This is a genomic window from Steroidobacter gossypii (assembly GCF_016801985.1).
Classification (GTDB): Bacteria; Pseudomonadota; Gammaproteobacteria; order Steroidobacterales; family Steroidobacteraceae; genus Steroidobacter; species Steroidobacter gossypii.
Genome location: NZ_JAEVLS010000003.1, coordinates 425,592 through 441,445, shown reverse-complemented (window position 1 = coordinate 441,445; position 15,854 = coordinate 425,592). Strand labels below are relative to the sequence as shown.

Annotated in this window: 11 protein-coding genes; all 11 read right to left on the bottom strand. The window is 64.0% G+C overall.

The window, feature by feature from the left end:
* Position 1: 1 nt before the first annotated feature.
* On the bottom strand, positions 2-1,069 hold the full coding sequence (locus JM946_RS15840) for a glycosyltransferase family 2 protein (protein WP_203168313.1): 1,068 nt from the start codon (positions 1,067-1,069) through the stop codon (positions 2-4).
* Entirely contained in the window at positions 1,066-2,289 is a 1,224-nt protein-coding gene (locus JM946_RS15835) for a GNAT family N-acetyltransferase (RefSeq protein WP_203168312.1), read from the bottom strand. Before JM946_RS15835 ends, JM946_RS15840 begins: the two co-directional genes overlap by 4 nt.
* 77 nt (positions 2,290-2,366) lie before the next feature.
* Entirely contained in the window at positions 2,367-3,254 is an 888-nt protein-coding gene (locus JM946_RS15830; protein ID WP_203168311.1) for an XrtA system polysaccharide deacetylase, read from the bottom strand.
* Positions 3,255-3,259: 5 nt separating this feature from the next.
* A complete protein-coding gene (locus JM946_RS15825; protein WP_203168310.1) occupies positions 3,260-4,582 on the bottom strand; it encodes a hypothetical protein in 1,323 nt (440 codons plus the stop codon).
* 25 nt (positions 4,583-4,607) lie between these two features.
* Positions 4,608-5,591 carry an AAA family ATPase gene (locus JM946_RS15820; RefSeq protein ID WP_203168309.1) on the bottom strand — a complete coding sequence of 328 codons (984 nt, stop codon included), beginning with the start codon at positions 5,589-5,591 and terminating at the stop codon, positions 4,608-4,610.
* Positions 5,592-5,602: 11 nt separating this feature from the next.
* Complete coding sequence (locus JM946_RS15815; protein WP_203168308.1) at positions 5,603-7,219, bottom strand: XrtA system polysaccharide chain length determinant; 1,617 nt, start codon at positions 7,217-7,219, stop codon at positions 5,603-5,605.
* Between the two features lie 6 nt (positions 7,220-7,225).
* Positions 7,226-7,903, bottom strand: a complete 678-nt coding sequence (locus tag JM946_RS15810; protein ID WP_203168307.1) for an XrtA/PEP-CTERM system exopolysaccharide export protein — start codon at positions 7,901-7,903, stop codon at positions 7,226-7,228.
* A 150-nt stretch (positions 7,904-8,053) separates the two neighbouring features.
* A complete protein-coding gene (gene prsT, locus JM946_RS15805) occupies positions 8,054-10,852 on the bottom strand; it encodes an XrtA/PEP-CTERM system TPR-repeat protein PrsT (RefSeq protein ID WP_203168306.1) in 2,799 nt (932 codons plus the stop codon).
* Positions 10,853-10,871: 19 nt separating this feature from the next.
* Complete coding sequence (gene xrtA, locus JM946_RS15800; protein WP_203168305.1) at positions 10,872-12,377, bottom strand: exosortase A; 1,506 nt, start codon at positions 12,375-12,377, stop codon at positions 10,872-10,874.
* Position 12,378: 1 nt separating this feature from the next.
* Positions 12,379-13,737, bottom strand: coding sequence for a PEP-CTERM-box response regulator transcription factor (gene prsR, locus JM946_RS15795; RefSeq protein ID WP_407700565.1), 1,359 nt, complete (start codon positions 13,735-13,737; stop codon positions 12,379-12,381).
* 21 nt (positions 13,738-13,758) lie between these two features.
* Positions 13,759-15,846 carry an XrtA/PEP-CTERM system histidine kinase PrsK gene (prsK, locus tag JM946_RS15790; protein WP_203168303.1) on the bottom strand — a complete coding sequence of 696 codons (2,088 nt, stop codon included), beginning with the start codon at positions 15,844-15,846 and terminating at the stop codon, positions 13,759-13,761.
* Positions 15,847-15,854: the final 8 nt, after the last annotated feature.

The window sequence follows — 15,854 nt, the reverse complement described above, 5'->3', positions numbered from 1 at the left end:
GTCACTCGCGTACGGCCAGCCGTCGCATGCCATGCACGCTGGCTCGCAGCGCCATCAGCAGCAAACCGCTGCCGGGAATCCCGGCAAGGGCGCGCAACATGGATTCTTCCATCGACGCATCGGTGCGAAGCGCCTTGGCCCGTTTCAAGCTCGCTCGCGCCTGTGCCCCCCGGCCGGTCAGCAACTGCTGCTTCGCCGCCTGGAGCAGCAATCGATGCTGAACTTCGTCGACCTCGTCGCGGTGATGAGAATAGAACGGACGATCCGCGCGCCAGACGCGATCGATCATCGCGATACGCCGGCCGAGTTGAGTACTCGCGTCCACGCGAGTCAGGCGTACCGCGTCCTCGTGACTGCGATTGAACGTCGTTTCCAGATCGGCGTAGACGCAGCCGCGCTCCTTGGACAAGCGCGCGAAAAACTCCCAATCGCCGCAGGTCAGATCGAACTCCTGCAGACGCAGGGTGCCCAGCGCCGACGCACGGATCAGGGTGGTGCTGGGCAGAACATGAGGACAGAACAGCGATGCGCCGTAAATATCGCCACCACTGACTGTGAAATCCCGGGGCAGCGGCGCGCCGACGGACAGCCCGAGCGAGGCAAACTGCTGGCGCCAGCGATACGGATCGCGCCTGGCTTGCTCATGCTCGAACCAGGTGGCGATGCCGTCGCCATGGCACGCGCCAGACTCGGGCGATGCGCCCCTGAAGATGGCGAAGTTCGAAAACGTGAAGCCCACGTCACTGAACTTCTTCAGTAGCGCCACCTGCAACTCGATCTTGTACGGCTCCCACAAATCGTCACTGTCGAGCAGCGCCAGGTACTGGCCCTTGGCTTGCTTGAACCCGACGTTGCGAGCGGCGTTCTCGCCCGCGTGCGGTCGGCGCGAATAGCGAATGCGATTGCCATATGCCTGCATCGCCGCGGCCGTATCGTCGGTCGAGCCATCGTCGATGACGATGATCTCGATCTCGCGATACGTCTGCTTCAAGACGCTTTCAACCGCCTCACGCACCAGGGCCGCGCGGTTGTAGGTAGGAATGATGACGCTGACCAGGGGATTGCTCATCGCGCCGTACTCACCGTCAGGGAGCTCAGCCCCCGCACGCCGCGACGTGCACGGCTCATGGTTCGCCGCAGCCAGCGCCAGACGCGTGCGCGCCATGCGTTCGGTCGACTGTGATACACGCGCAGTGTTTCGTTGAAGCGCGACATGTTGGCGAAGCGGTCTTTGAACGGCTCATCCCCGATCGTGAAATCGACCTCACGCCGCGCGCGCGCTATGCCGTCCTCGATCAGCTTACGCGTCAGCAGCAGCCCCGGCGAATGTTCTGCGTACCGCACCTCGAACGAAGGTTTGTACCAGGTGATGCTGCCGGAATAATCGAAGCCGAAATGAAACGCAATGGGTTGGCCGTTGAACTCCACTACGGAAAATAACAACCACCCGGAGGTTTGCATCGTACTGGCCAGCTTCGTGTAGAACGCTCGCTGACTGGCGGATTCGAACAGGCTCGCCCGGCCTGCGGCGCGATAGCGTCTTGCGTGTTGATCGAAGAACACCGGCAGCTGCCGCTGAATCTCGGCCGGCGAGGACAGGTGGCGGAACTGCACCTCCCCGCGCGCTGCGAACCAGTTCAGCGGCCGCTTCATGCTGTATTTCTTCAGCAGACGCTCGGCCTCGTGCTGCTCGGACTGCAACTGCAACGAAGGACAGCGCAGCACCGCCTCATCGACCAGATACAACTCGTGCCCGGCGCCGAGACTGCGCAGATAATTCAATGTGCTGGACTGAGTCGGCACGTTGCACAGCCACGCCGAGCGCCAGCGACCGGCGTGCGCATGCAGGAAATCGCAGATCGCGATCATGGCCGCGCCCTTGTGCCCGGGAAGCACCACGACATCCTGATAGTCCGCATTGCCCGTGCCGACGAACTCGAGCCGAGTCCCGCCGAGCAAGCGCCTTCGCAACATCAGCGCGGCGAAGCCGATGATTCGATTGTCGGCTCGCAGCAGCAGAAAGAACAGCTGATGCGCGGCGCCGAATGTTTGCCACCAGGCATCGAACCATTCGTACGTCTGGAAAATGGAATTGGTTTCGTTGCGAGCGACCACGGCGTTCCATGCTGCGGCGGTCAGAGGGATGTCCGCGCGACGTTCGATGAGCTGGATCGAGATGCGGCCGGTGGCGCTGCTGTTATCGGCGTCGCGCGCTACGACAGTTCCCGTCGCCGCCGATGAATCCGCCGGGGCCTGGGTTGCCGGATGGAGAAACGCGCGCGCACGCATGGTGCCAATCGAGCCGACGATTCCTCTGCTGTCCAGTATAGGTTACAGCGAGGACTCTCGGGCGACTGCCCACTGCGTCACACGGTTGCAGCCGCTACACCGCCGACTTGCGAGGCTTCCAGATGTGAACGCAGTACGTCTTTGACCGTGGTGAATTTGAACTCGCCAATGAGACGCGTAAGACGCGCCTCGCACACATGCAGGTTGGTGTAATGGCGGAAGCGCGACAGCAAGCTCGCCTTGAAGCGCGGCTGCTCAGCGTCGATTTCCCACGGATGTAAATAGAAGATGAACGGCTGATCCTGACTTTCGTTGATCGAGCGCAGGCCCCAACGCGTGAACCAGTACGGCAGCAGGCGGAAATAGCCGCCGCCGGCCACCGGCACACGGCGCCCGAAAAGCTCCGCGGTGGAGAGTGGAAACTCGACGATCGAGGTTCCGTTCTTGGCATGCATCAGACCCGGGCGCGTCGACGCGCCAGGAATGCCATAGCGATCGTGCGCGATGGGAAAGATGCTCGAGTCGTAGCGAAAGCCCAGTTCGCACAGGATGTCGATGGCCCACAGCGAGCGCGCCGTGATCGAGTAGCTCGCCGCTCGATAGCCGAGCACCGGGGCGCCGATCAGATCCTCCAGCAACGCCTTGGACTCGCTCGTCTCCTGGCGAAATACTTCCGGAGTTTGCCGATAGACCAGCTCGTGAGTGAGGCCGTGACAGGCGACCTCATGGCCGGCGGCGTGAATACGTTTGATCAGCTCCGGCGAGCGCCTGGCGACCCAGCCGAGCACGAAAAAGGTGGCTCGCAAGCCATGCCTGCCGAACAGCTCGAGCAGCCGGTTGGTGCTCTGCTCGGCGCGATATTCCATGCGATTCCAGTCATCGCGACGGATCACTTCGGCCAGCGCCGAGACGTGGAAATAGTCCTCCACGTCCACCGTCATCGCATTGCAGTGAGATTGGCTCATGGCGCTCAACGGAAACCGCCCAAAGCGGTCGCGTCGCGTTCGCCCCAGTAATACGCCAGCGTCAGGAAGGCGCGATTCTCCTGGAATTCACCGGAGCCATCGGCGGTCTCCCGAACGTAGCGCTCCACCAGGAAACGAAAGCCGAGGGTGCGGAATGCGCGCCAGTTGAGCCCCGCATCGAAGCGCAGCTCATCGGTCTCGATGCCGGTGTTCACGAAATCCTCGCTGTTGAGCGCCGCGCCCAGCTCCAGCTCCAACGTGCCGGTCAAACGCCGGGAGAACGCGGCGTTGTAGACATAGCGAGTCCGATCGAACTGCGTCTGGGTCTGATATTCGTCGTCGTTATAGGACGCGCCCAGCGCAAAACCCGTGCGGCTGCGCCGGAAACGATACTCCAGCGAGACGACTCGGTTCTCGAACGGATCGGCGGTCGCGGTGATCTGACTGCCCACACCGACCACGTTGCCGGTGAGCGCGCTGCGCAGGGAGTCGCCGGTATCGCCCAACTGCGATCCCAACGTCAGCAACAGCGCGGAGGAAGCGGAAAGATCGCGTGTGACGACGATGTTCACCAGCGCGCTGCCCGTCGTATCGTCGCTGCCATCGCGATCGAGCCAGGTGTAGCCCACTTCGGTGGTCAGCAAGGTGCGTGAGGCGTCCACACGCCAGCTGATGAAAGCGCTCTTGCGGTCGTAGTCCGCGTTCAGATCCGAGTCGAAGTCGATGCTCTCGGCGATGCCGTTCAAGGATAGTTCGCTGCGCGGAGATGAGCGGCGCCCGAAGGCGATGCCGCCGGTGGTTCGCGTGGCGTCGAGCGGGCTGGTCTCGTAGGTGGTCGAGGACCAGCGGCCGAACAAGCGGGTGAACCCCGCGCTTCCGAAGCGCACCGTCAGATCGGGCCCGGTAGAAAAATAATTCAGATCTTCACGGGTCTCCGGCGTGGCCGGCGCGAACGGATCGTCCTGCGCCTGGCCGAAGCTGTCTTCGAAGATCCATTGCAGCCGCTCCGGCAGAATGGCGACGGCGAGCGAGCCGTTGGCGGTGCCGACCACTTCGCTTTCGAAAGTGTTGTCGAGATATTCGTAGTAACTCAGATCGACGGTGGCTTCACCGTCGATGCGACGCGTGCGCTCCAGCCAGTCGAGCTGCAAGCCGATCGTGCCGATGGTCTCTTCGACCTCGTCGACTTCGGCGCGGACGATATTGTCGGAATGGCCGACGCCCGCTTCGAGCATCGCCTGCAGTTCGGCGTGCGCCGCGCTGCTCAAGAGCACTGCCATGACGCCGGCGACGGAACCGACGGCCCGCGTTCGACCCAGCTTCCCCATGAATGCCTCTTGCTCGTTGCTGCGTTCAGCCCGCTTCGCCGCGTGGGCCGGCGGCCGGAATGTCGTCGGTAAGATCGCCCTCGCCTTCGGCACGGCCCTGTTCGTAGCTGTACCGATAGTAATAGCCGGGACGGACGGGTTCATCCGTCTGATTCAACACCAATCCGATCGATTTGCCTTCGCCCAAGAGGTCAATGGCGTCGAGCACCGCGCTCTGTGCGGTCATGCCGGCGCGCACCACCAGCACGATCTGCCCCACCATGCCGGACAGCGAGATGGCTTCGCTGGTCACCAGCAACGGGGACGAATCGAACAGCACGATGCGATTGGGTTCGCGCGCGGTGATCTCGCTTGCGATCTGCTCCATGCGTGAGCTGGCGAGCAGCTCGGCCGCGGTATCGCTGGACTTGCCGGCGGGCAGCAGACTCAGGCCGGGCACGTCGGTCGGCAGGATCACCGATTCGGCGTCCATGCTTTCGTCGCGCAACAGATCCATCAAGCCCGGGTTGTTGTGGACGCGGAACGTTCGGCTCAGATGCGCCTTGGCGACGTCGGCGTCGACCAGCACCACCGACAGATCCTTCTCCAGCGCGAACGACAGCGCCAGATTGATGCTGGTGAACGTCTTGCCGTCGCCGGGCATGGCGCTCGCGATCATGATGCGATGGCCCTGCGGCAGCTTCGGCACGCCGCGGCCCAAGGCGTTGGCGATCAGCGGACGTTTGATGTGACGATATTCGCCTGCCAGCTGACGTTCCTGACTCAGCGGCGGCAACAACTCGGCATGACGCAAGGCTTCGCGGTCGATGTGCACGACTTGCGAAGGACGCGCCGGTTCCGGCCGCGGCGCCACTCGCGCCACGTTCACCGCCTGCGTGACCACCGGCGGCGGCACGGCGCGTGGCGTGAGGTCGAGCGTGATGGTGCTCGCACCGGCATGCGGAACAGAAGTCGGAGTCTGGCCCCGGGACTCCTGGATCTTCTTCAATGCTCGTTCGACGAGACTCATCGTAACCTCGGTCAGCTCAGCAACTGGCGCAGCATTCGCGAAGCAGGCTGCTGCGCGACCACGGCCACGATGAACACGACGAACAGCAGCGCCGAGGCGGCCGCGTAACGCAGCAGCCCGCGACGCAATTGAGCGCGATACTTTTCAACCCAGCTGCGAGTCACGGTGCCGAGCACCGGCAGACCCGTCACTTCGCCGAGCGTACGGCTGGTGGCGAACACCGGACGTAGCATGTGCATGAGGTAAGCCACGCCGCCGCCCAGGCCGACGCCGAGCACCAGCACCGCGAACAGGAACAGCGGCCGATTCGGAAACACCGGACTGAAACCGGCGCTCGGCGGATCGACGATGTTGAACTTCACCACGCCGGTCTGTTCCGCATCGCCCGACAGGCGCGCCTTCTCCAGACGTTCCAACAGCGTGTTGTATTGGGTCTTGGTGACATCGTAATCGCGGGTCAGGCGCGCGTATTCGGCTTCGACCTCGGGTGCGGTGTCGACCAGGCGGCGCAGTTCCGCCTCGTTGCGTTGACGATCGCTGAGCTGGCTGCGCAGCGCCGCGATCTCCACGTCGATCTGATTCAACTGCGTCTGGATATTTTGATAGATGGGATTGCTGGTCGCATTGGCGAGCGCCGCCGCGCCCGGATCGCCCCGACGCAGCGCCGCCAGTTCCTGCTGTTGACGCGCTTTGAGCTCGTCCAGCGTCTCGCGAGTGGCGATGACTTCGGGATGTTTCTCCGTATAGCGCAGCAACAGATCGTCGAGCCGCGACTGCGTTTCCTGGATGCGCGTCGCCGTGTCTCGCGGCGCACTGCCATTGTTTCCTGTGCTGGGGCGTGCGCCCGGCATGCCATCGGTCGGCGGCACAAACGGCGCTTCACCGCGCAGCTGACGCTGCAGCTCGGCGCGGCGGCTGTTGGCGACGGACAGCGAAGCCTGCAAACGCTTCACTTCCTGGATCTCGGTGGTCAGGCGCTGGAAATAACCGCCCTCATCGCCCGGCACCAGGCCCATGTTCTTTTTCTTGAACTCGGCCAGTCGATTTTCGGACTCGGCCAGTCGCCGGCCGTAATCGGCCAGCTGGTCACGCAGGAAGCGCTCCGCCGAGGCGGTGCCGGTGCGATCCGAGCCGATCGTGTCCTCGACAAATGAATTCAACAGCACGTCGACCACTTTCAGCGCGGTCTCGCGATTGCTGTCGGAGAAGCTGATCTTGAACAGCGTATTCGGAATGCGCGGATCGCGGACCATCGGCGGCTCGAGCGCGATCTCGATTCGAGAGATGATGCTATTGAGCAGCGCCTGGCGCTCCGCGGCGGTGCGCGCCGTGACATCCAGACCGACCTGCTGCGCCACCTTCTCGAGATTGGCGCGACCCAGCAGCGTCTGGCGCACCAGGTTCAACTGCGCCTCGACGTCCGGCCGAACCACCAGACCGTCGACCACGATGCTCAGCGCGGTGCGCGTATCGACGTTGACGCGGGCGCTGGATTGATAGGTATCCGGGATGGTGTAGACCACGAACCAGCCGATCAGACACACCGCCCACGCGATCAGCAGCGCATAGCGGCGGAAGCGCCACGCGCCCCGCCCTTCGTTCAGAATCTTTTCGATCAGTGCCTGCATGACTGCCTAGAAGAACGACTGCGGCACCACCACGACGTCGCCCGGCCGAAGCTCGAGGTTGTACTTCATGGCGCCTTTGTTGACCAGATCGTCGACCTTGACACGCAGCTCCGTGTCCTTGCCATCGACTTTACGGACAATCTTGCCGCGATTGCCGGCAGCGAATTCGGTGAGCCCGCCCGCCGCCAGAATCACATCGAGAACTCGCATGCCTTCTCGATACGGAACGGATTGTGGATTCACCACCTGTCCGATCACCTTCACCTGACTGAAGGCGCTGAGCGGGTTGCTGACGATGACGTTGACCTGCGGCGAACGGATGTACTCGGCCAGCACGCCTTCGATGTCACGCGCCAGTTGCGAGGGCGTTTTGCCGACCGCCACCATGTCCTCGACCAGCGGCGTGGAGATCTTTCCGTCCGGACGCACCGGCACGCTTTGTGTCAGCTCGGGATTGCGCCAGACGAAGATTTGTAACGTATCGCCCGGGCCGATGCGGTAGTCCGGCGCGACCGAGCTCGCCGCCATCGGCGGCATCGGAGTGTCGGAAGGATTGACAGTTTCGGCGGCGGGCTGCGTGTTGGAAGGGCCGGGGGCGGGTTGCGGCTGTTGTGCCCAGAGGTTCGCTGCCCAGAAAAACATTGCAAGGGCCGCGACGCTCAACAACGAAAGTGGCTTCGGCATCCGGTTCGTCACTATGTAGGGTGGCGGATCGTGATCACAGCCAGCGCAGCAACCACGATTGGAGCTGCGCTAGCCTAGCAGAAAAGTCGCAAAAGCCTCGGTAAGACCCTGCAAACCGTGACGTAGCGCGCGCTTGGCGGCCGCTACGGTCTACAGCTCGCCCAACAATCTTTGCGCAGCCTCGCGGCTGGCGAAAGTCGTCTCATTTCCGAGGAGCTCCGATAACCGCTGCCTGGCGCGGTCCTTCGCGCCCGAGCGCGCCAGCGCGGCGGCGTAGTGATACTGGATTTCCGGCCCCGCTTTCGGCGTGGCCGCACGCTCCAGCAGCGTCAGCCCTTCGGTGACGAAGCCGCGCTCCACCAGGATCCAACCCAGCGTGTCCATGATCGCAGCAGATTGTGGAGCGAGTGCATACGCCCGACGGGCAGTTGTCAGGGCGCGCTCGTCGTGCAGTTCGTAATACAGCCAAGCCAGGTTGTTCAGCGCCGCCACGCTGTTGGGCTGCCGCTCCAGGATGCGCTGGTAGAGCTGCACGGCCTTCTGACGCTCGCCGAGCTTGATGTACGCGTCGGCGAGCACGGCGTTGAATCCCGGGTTATCCGGATGGTCGCGTGACCAGCGCTCGAGCGGCGCGATTGCATCGGGCAGCTTGCCCGCCAGGCGCGCCTGATAGCTCTTGATGGCCAGCTCACTGGAGGGACGCAGGGCCGAGGCGGCATCGAACGACCGCGCGGCGTCTTCATAACGACGCAGAGCCGAATACACCTCGCCTTCGAGCGCGAGCACCGCCGGATCCTTCGGTTGGGTGCGCTTCAGTCCTTCGATACGTTCGAGCGCTGCGGCCTCCCGCCCCTCCTGCACTTCCAGAAACGCCAGCGCCCCCACCGCCGGCAACCAATTGGGCTGCAGGCTCAACGCCTTCTCCAGCGCCTCGCGCGCCGGACCTTTCTGATCCAAGCCCAGCTGGGCGCGGCCCAGATTCAGCCACAACATCGGGTTGGCGCCGTTGACGTTGACGCCGTCCTTGAACAAGGCGGCGGCCTGATCGAAACGTCCCGATTCCAGATACAACAGGCCCGCCGTGTTCAACACCTCGGGGCGCTTGGGTGCGACCTGCACGGCCGCGGAAATCAACTCGTCGGCGCGTTTCGGGTCGTTCTGGCGCAAAGCCAGGCGAGCCAGCAGCAGCGTCGGTTCGATCGCCTTGGGATCGGCCTTGCGCATGTTTTCCAGACGCGCGGCCGCCTCCTGCTCCGCTCCCTGCGCGATGTCCATTTCCACCAGCAACATCTGCGCCGGATGGTTGTCAGGATCGCCGTCGATCACACGCTGCAACGCCGAGCGCGCGGCGTCGAGCTTGCGATCGCTCCATTCCACTCGCGCCAATGTGAACAGCAGCTCCGGCTGCTTCGGGTCCCTGGCCAGGGCGGCATTCAACAGCGTGCGGCTCTTGTCGTAGTTGCCCTCGCGCGCATGGAAGCCCGCCACCAGGCTGACGATCCCGGGGCCCGAATCGCGAGCCAGCAACTTATCGATATGCGCGTTCGCCGCCGCCTGTCCTTGCGACCGCGCGATGCCTTGTAGCAGCACGGACTCGCGGCGCGGATCCAGCGGCCCGCTCGGCTGATCGCGACGAAGCAGCGCGACGGCCTTGTCAGGCGCGCCTGCTTGTAAATAAAGATTGGCCAGCTGCAACTGCAGATTGGCGTTGTCCGGCGCCTTGCGCAACGCCTCTTCCAACGTGGCGATGGTGCTTGCGTCGGCGCCCGCCTGGTTGCGCGCCTCATCGAAGATGGCCGCGAGTCGGGAGTTGTCGGCGTTGGCCTGGATGGCCGGCACCAGCACGCGCAGCGCTCCATCCGGATCGTGCAGCCGCATGCGCACCTGCGCCAGCAACTGTCGCGCTTCGAGATTCTGTGGCGCCTGCTCGACCACTCGACCCAGCTCCTGGCTGGCCTGCTCCAGATTGCCTTGAGCAACCAGCGCCACGCCGAGCAGATAACGTGCGGCTGTAAATTGCGGAGCGGAGTTCACCAGACGGCGCAGCTCGCCTGCTGCCGCGATGTAATCGTTGCTAGCCATCGAGACGCGCGCGGCGGTGAGCGACGCCAGCGACGAGCCGCCGACGATGCGATTCATGGCTTCGAGATTGCTCCTGGCGCCTTCGACATCGCGGCTCGCCAGCTGCAGCTCGATCAACGTCGAGAGCAACGCGGCCTGGCGAGACACCTCGATCTGCTTGCCCGCGAGATCGCGCGCCTTCAGCAGGGCCGTGCGTGCTTCGTCGGTCTTGCCGGTTCGAGCCAGCAACGAGCCCTGCGCGTACCAGGCGATGGCCGAGTTCGGATGTTGCTCGGTGAGCTGCGTCGCGGCCTGCAACGCCGCGTCCGAGTCGCCCAGCGCGGCCGTGGTTTCGATCACGCCGACCTGCGCATCGAGCAGCGACGGATCACTCTGCACCGCCGCTCGATATTCCTGCTGGGCTTCGGCAGTGCGCCCCAATGCGTCCAGGGCAGCGCCACGGTACAGAGACAACTTCGCCGGAGCGACCCCGGCCACGCTGCCCGAGGCCGACTTGTCCAATACCGCCTGCGGCCGCCCCGACGCCAGATCGATTCGCAGGCGCAGATCGGCGTGCGCACTCGGGTCCGATGTTTCAGGCAACCGGTTCAATTCAGCTTCGGCCGAGGCCGGATCGCCCAACCACAACGCCACTGCGGCGAGCAGCGCTCGCGCCTCGTGCAGATCCGGTTGTTTCTTCAGCGCGTTCTTCAGCTCGACCAGCGCGCCACGATATTCGCCCTGCGCCACCTGCGACTGCGCCCGCTCGTAGCGCTGCTGTGGGCTGACGAGGAAGTCACAGCCGGAGAGCGCCAGCAGCGTCGTGACCAGGCACAAGGCCAGGGCCGAGGCGCGCAGGCGCTCACCTTGAACGCGAGGGAATTGCATCACTCTAGCTATGCTCCGACTATTGTTTGTCGCTGGACCGGACCGTCGCGGCGAAGTGCTGCAACGTCGCGCGCGCATCGGTGCAGTCCACACCCTTGCAAGGCGTTCTGAAGGCCAGGATCGATGCGGCGGGCGCGCCCATCAACGCCCCGATGCCATACTGGATTTGCAGCGCCAGCGGACGATCGAACCAGCGCTCATCGAGACGATACGAGTGCCACAGCAGCCAGCGCTCCCCGAGTGAATCGGTCGCTTCAGTCTCCAGCCAGGGATGTTCGGCGCCGCCGCGACGGCTGACGTGCAAGCTCTCGCCTTCCAGCGAGTTGCCGAAGCCCATCAGCTCCTTGCCTTGATGCTGATTTTTGTATGTCGCGGCGAAGGCTTCGACGCTGGCGCCAGCGCGCGTGAACGTCGCACGCTCCGTGACATCCGCTCCATTGAACACCGGCAGCCAGTCGCTGTGCGTGTCGCGAGCGACGCTCCAGCCGGTCATTGCATTCGGCAGCGCCTGCGCCGGCGCGTGGTCGGCTACGACATTGTCATCGATGTGCTGCCATACCGGCGCGAACAGCAGTCCAGCGCCAGCAAGCGCCGCACCCAGCCAGGAAATCGGGGCGCCCACCGCAGCGGTCGCCTGAGGCTCCGGCGCGGCCGGCCAGCGCCGCACGACGAGAAAGAAGGCGACCAACGTGACGGCGAACAGCGCCCAGCCAAAGCTGTAGTGCTCTTCACGCACCAGGTAGTGCTGCATATCGGTCGCCTGGGCGGCGATCGCGATGATGAAAATGCGCACCCAGTTGGTCAGCATCGCGAGCACCATGGCGAACGCCATGAGCTTGATTCGCGTCCACAGCGAGTCGTGATTGATCTCGCCGTAGAGCGCGGCGATGGTGAGTCCGACCACGAAGAAATGCAGGCCCGCGCAGCCGTCGGCGACTTCCAGCGAGCCCGCCGGCAGGGTGAAAATATTCCCGGACACAAATGCCGGAATGCTCACCACCCTCAACAGGAACTGCACGGCCACCACCGACGCCGTCTGCAATAGCGGCGTGAAGACGTCCCACACCGGCACCGCGAAATACAACAAAGCGAATGTGAGACTCAACCGACGACCGGCCTGCCAGCCATAGCAACTGACGAACGCGCCGAAGAGGATCAGCGGCAGCAGCACCTGGTGCACGATCTGCAGCGCCGCTCGCAGCGCGATCAACCAAACGACGCCCGCCCCGAGCACGCCGAGGAATGCCAGCAGGCTGGGTCGCACGGGCACGTCGGCCCACAGCACGCGATTGCGCCATAACAGCCAGAGCACGATCCCGACCAGCAGATAGCCGTGCGTGTAGGTGCGGCGGACCGTGTCTTCCCAATGCTCGATGAGCGAAGCCGTGGTCGGCCAGAACAGCAGCAAGCCGAGCACGACGATCGCGATCGAACCCGCTGCGCGCAGGTTCAACGCGCGCGACGACGCAGTCGGATTGCTGGCGATGTCCGCCAACGGCGCCGACGGCAGTCGCGGGCTGCTCATCTCAGTGGGCAATGCCGTACTTGTCCATCAGGTCGTACAACGTCGGTCGGCTCACCCCGAGCAGTTCGGAGGTGCGCGAGATGTTGCCTTCGGTGATGGACAACGCTTGACGAATCGCCTGCCGCTCGGCGCGCGTGCGCACTTCTTTCAAGTTGAACAGCAGCTCGCCTTCGACGCTTTCTTTCAGATGCAGATCTTCGGCGGTGAGCAGCGAGCCCTCGCCCATGATCATCGCGGTCTTGACCCGATTCTCCAGCTCGCGCACGTTGCCCGGCCACGAATAGGCCTCCAGTGCCGCAGCCGCTTCTTCAGTGAAACCGCGCTTTGGCCGGCCGTGCATGCCGCCAAATTTTCTCAGCATGGCGTGCGCCAGCACAGTGGGCGCGCCACGGCGTTCACGGAGTGGCGGCACTTCGATGGTCACTTCGCCGATGCGGAAGTACAAGTCTTCGCGGAAGCGCTGCTCGGTGATCAGCTGCTTCAGATTCTTGTTGGTCGCGCACACCACGCGCACGTCCACAGGGATCTCCTGGCGGCCGCCGACGCGCTCGATGACGTGGTTCTGCAGGAAGCGCAGCAACTTGGCCTGCAACGCCAGCGGCATGTCGCCGATCTCATCGAGGAACAGCGTGCCGCCGCTCGAGAGCTCCACCTTGCCGATGGTTTGTTTCACGGCGCCGGTGAACGCGCCCTTTTCATAGCCGAACAGCTCGCTCTCGAGCAGTTGCTCCGGGATCGCCGCGCAGTTGATGGCGACGAACTTGCCGTCGCGTCGACCGCTCTGCTTGTGAATGGCGCGCGCGATCAGCTCCTTGCCGGTGCCGCTCTCGCCCAGAATCAGCACCGACACCGCCGCCGGCGCGACCTTCTCGATCATGCGACGGACTTTGAGCATGGCGTCGTCGGTCGCGATCATGCCTTCGAACGGCGCAGTGAACTGCGCTTCCTGCAGCTGGCGGTTCTGCTGCTCCAGGGCGTGGATATGAAAGGCGCGGCTGACGATCAGACGCAGCACGTCGGTGTCGACCGGCTTCTGATAGAAGTCATACGCGCCCAGCGACACCGCGCGTACGGCGTTGTCGCGGTCGTTGTTGCCGGTCACCACGATGACCTTGGTGGACGGCGCAAGACTCAGGGTCTCACGCAGCGTCTGCATGCCTTCGTTGACGCCTTCGGGATCCGGCGGCAGCCCGAGATCCTGCAGCACCACCGGCGGCTCGAACCGGCGCAGCTGCGCCAGCGCCTCGGCGCGGGTGCCGGCTATCAGCACCTCATGCTCATCGAAGCACCACTTCAGCTGCTTCTGCAGGCCGAGGTCGTCTTCGACGATCAGGAGTTTGGGTTTTTCTTCGCTCACGATCTGCTTGCTCCTGTGGAAGCGTCAGCTGTTCACGGCGTCGGCGGGTGAGGCCGAGGACGCATCCTGAGTCCGGGAAAGCGGCAGGCTAACCTTAAATCGGGTCCCCTGTCCGGGACTGCTCTGCACTTCCACGTCCCCTCCCAGCAAACGTATGTATTCACGGACCTGATAAGCCCCGATGCCCATCCCCTTCGCGCCCTTGGTGCTGTCGAAGGGCCGGAACAGGCGGTTGCGGATGAAATCCGCATCCATGCCGGCGCCGGTATCTTCCACCAGCAGCTCGGCTTCGCGGCCGTTTTGTCGGACGCTCACCGACACGGTCCCGGTCTCGCTGGTGGCGTCCTGGGCGTTACGAATGATGTGCTCGATGACCACCGACAGTCGCTCTGCGTTGGCGAGCACCATCACCGGCGACCCTTCCGCAAGCTTCGGCGTAGGCGCGCGATAGCTGCACCGGGCGACGGCCTGCTGCGCCAGCTCGCGCAGATCCGCTGGGACGTGCCGATCGGCCGAGGTGGCGCCGCGCAACTGCTCGATCAGTTTGGTCATGCGGTCGGCGGTATTCGCAATGGTCGCGACCGCGTCGTCGACGAACTCCGGATTGTGCTTGTGACGCGGGGCGTTGGCGACGATCAGTTTGAGCTGCGCCACCGAGTTCTTCAGGTCGTGCATCATGAAGGCCGTCAGGCGGTTGTACGCTTCGAACTGGCGGCTCTCGGCGAGGCGGCGATCGGCATCCTGTTGGGCGATGTGAGTGGCGACGTGGCGGCCCAGGGTCTTCAACAAGTCGCGATCTTCATAGGTGAGCTCGAACGGCGGCGGCGGATCGTACAACACCACGAAGCCGACCAGGCGATCGAGTTGCAACATGGGCGAGATGATGCGCAGCTGCTGATGATCGAGCAGCCACTGCGGGATGGCGATGTTGCCGTAGAAATCCGGCGAGCGACGGAATTCTTCGGTGTCGATGATCCACTGCTTGCGTGCGAGGAACTGCGGCAGATCGTCCTCGGCGGAGACGCTCGCAGGCAAGTCGAGCGAGTCGATGCTCATCGGCCAGGCGGCGTACGGCAGAAACTTCTTGCCGGTTTCATCGCTCAAGAACAGAAAGCCGCCGGGGCTGGTGAAAATCTGGGCGATCGCCCGCAGGGCTGTGCGGCCCACGTCGTCCTCGTCGGTGGACGACAAGGTGCCGATGAAGCGCAGCCACTCGACGCGGTAATCGTATTTGTTGCGATAGAAGTGCTTGCTTAGAAAGACACGAGTGTGTCGTCGCAGCGAAGTCGATGTCACCAGACTCGCCAGCACCACCACGGCGCCTGCGAAGAACACGATTTGCCCGACGTTGCCCCAGGCGCCGCCGATCTCACGAACGTAGTAGCCACCCAGCGCCATGACGGTGAGATACGAGCCGATCACCAGCACGGTGGTCGAATAGAACACGATCTGGCGCGAGACGAACACGTCCAGCGACCACTCGGGATTGCGGCGCGCGGCGATGGCAATCAACGGCATGGCGAAAGCGTTGAGAATGCCGCGCGATGTCCAGGCGTCGACCGACACGGCCCGCAGCAACTCGGTTTGCGAGTAGAGAAACAAATCGTACGCAAACAGAGTGCCGACGCCGATGATGAAGAACTTCAGCGAGCGGCGCGCCACCTGCGATGAGTTGCGGTAGATCTGCTCGAGCAGAATCAACGCCAGCAGCGAAAGCGCCAGGCCCGCGCGGGACAGCAGCAGCGTGGGATTGACCATGGCGATGCCGAAGTGTTCGAGCAGGGGCAGCACCACGGCCGCGGCGAGCAGCAACACACAGAGTCCGCGAGCCGCCATGCTCAACGTGCGAGGCGCAGCGATTCCCGCCACCGCCACCAGCGTGAGCAGCCATGCGCCGCCGCGAATTGCCTCGGCAAGATAGATGACCAGGACAGAAACCTGGCCGGTGTAGCTCTGCACGGCCAGGACCGCGGCCCACACGGCCGTCACGCCGCTGGCGACGATCAGGTGCGCACCCTGCTGCCGACCGCGCCACGCGGTGGCCAGCAGAAGCGTCAGCACCAGGAAGCTCAGCGCCGCGATGCCGTAGCTGGCAATGCCGAACGCATTCATTTAGCGGC

Excerpts from the sequence above, each read along its gene's own strand:
- JM946_RS15835 (WP_203168312.1), bottom strand. The coding sequence starts at position 2,289 with ATGCGTGCGCGCGCGTTTCTCCATCCGGCAACCCAGGCCCCGGCGGAT.
- JM946_RS15810 (WP_203168307.1), bottom strand. The coding sequence starts at position 7,903 with ATGCCGAAGCCACTTTCGTTGTTGAGCGTCGCGGCCCTTGCAATGTTT.
- prsK (WP_203168303.1), bottom strand. The coding sequence starts at position 15,846 with ATGAATGCGTTCGGCATTGCCAGCTACGGCATCGCGGCGCTGAGCTTC.
- prsT (WP_203168306.1), bottom strand. The coding sequence starts at position 10,852 with ATGCAATTCCCTCGCGTTCAAGGTGAGCGCCTGCGCGCCTCGGCCCTG.
- xrtA (WP_203168305.1), bottom strand. The coding sequence starts at position 12,377 with ATGAGCAGCCCGCGACTGCCGTCGGCGCCGTTGGCGGACATCGCCAGC.
- JM946_RS15825 (WP_203168310.1), bottom strand. The coding sequence starts at position 4,582 with ATGGGGAAGCTGGGTCGAACGCGGGCCGTCGGTTCCGTCGCCGGCGTC.
- JM946_RS15830 (WP_203168311.1), bottom strand. The coding sequence starts at position 3,254 with ATGAGCCAATCTCACTGCAATGCGATGACGGTGGACGTGGAGGACTAT.
- JM946_RS15820 (WP_203168309.1), bottom strand. The coding sequence starts at position 5,591 with ATGAGTCTCGTCGAACGAGCATTGAAGAAGATCCAGGAGTCCCGGGGC.
- JM946_RS15815 (WP_203168308.1), bottom strand. The coding sequence starts at position 7,219 with ATGCAGGCACTGATCGAAAAGATTCTGAACGAAGGGCGGGGCGCGTGG.
- JM946_RS15840 (WP_203168313.1), bottom strand. The coding sequence starts at position 1,069 with ATGAGCAATCCCCTGGTCAGCGTCATCATTCCTACCTACAACCGCGCG.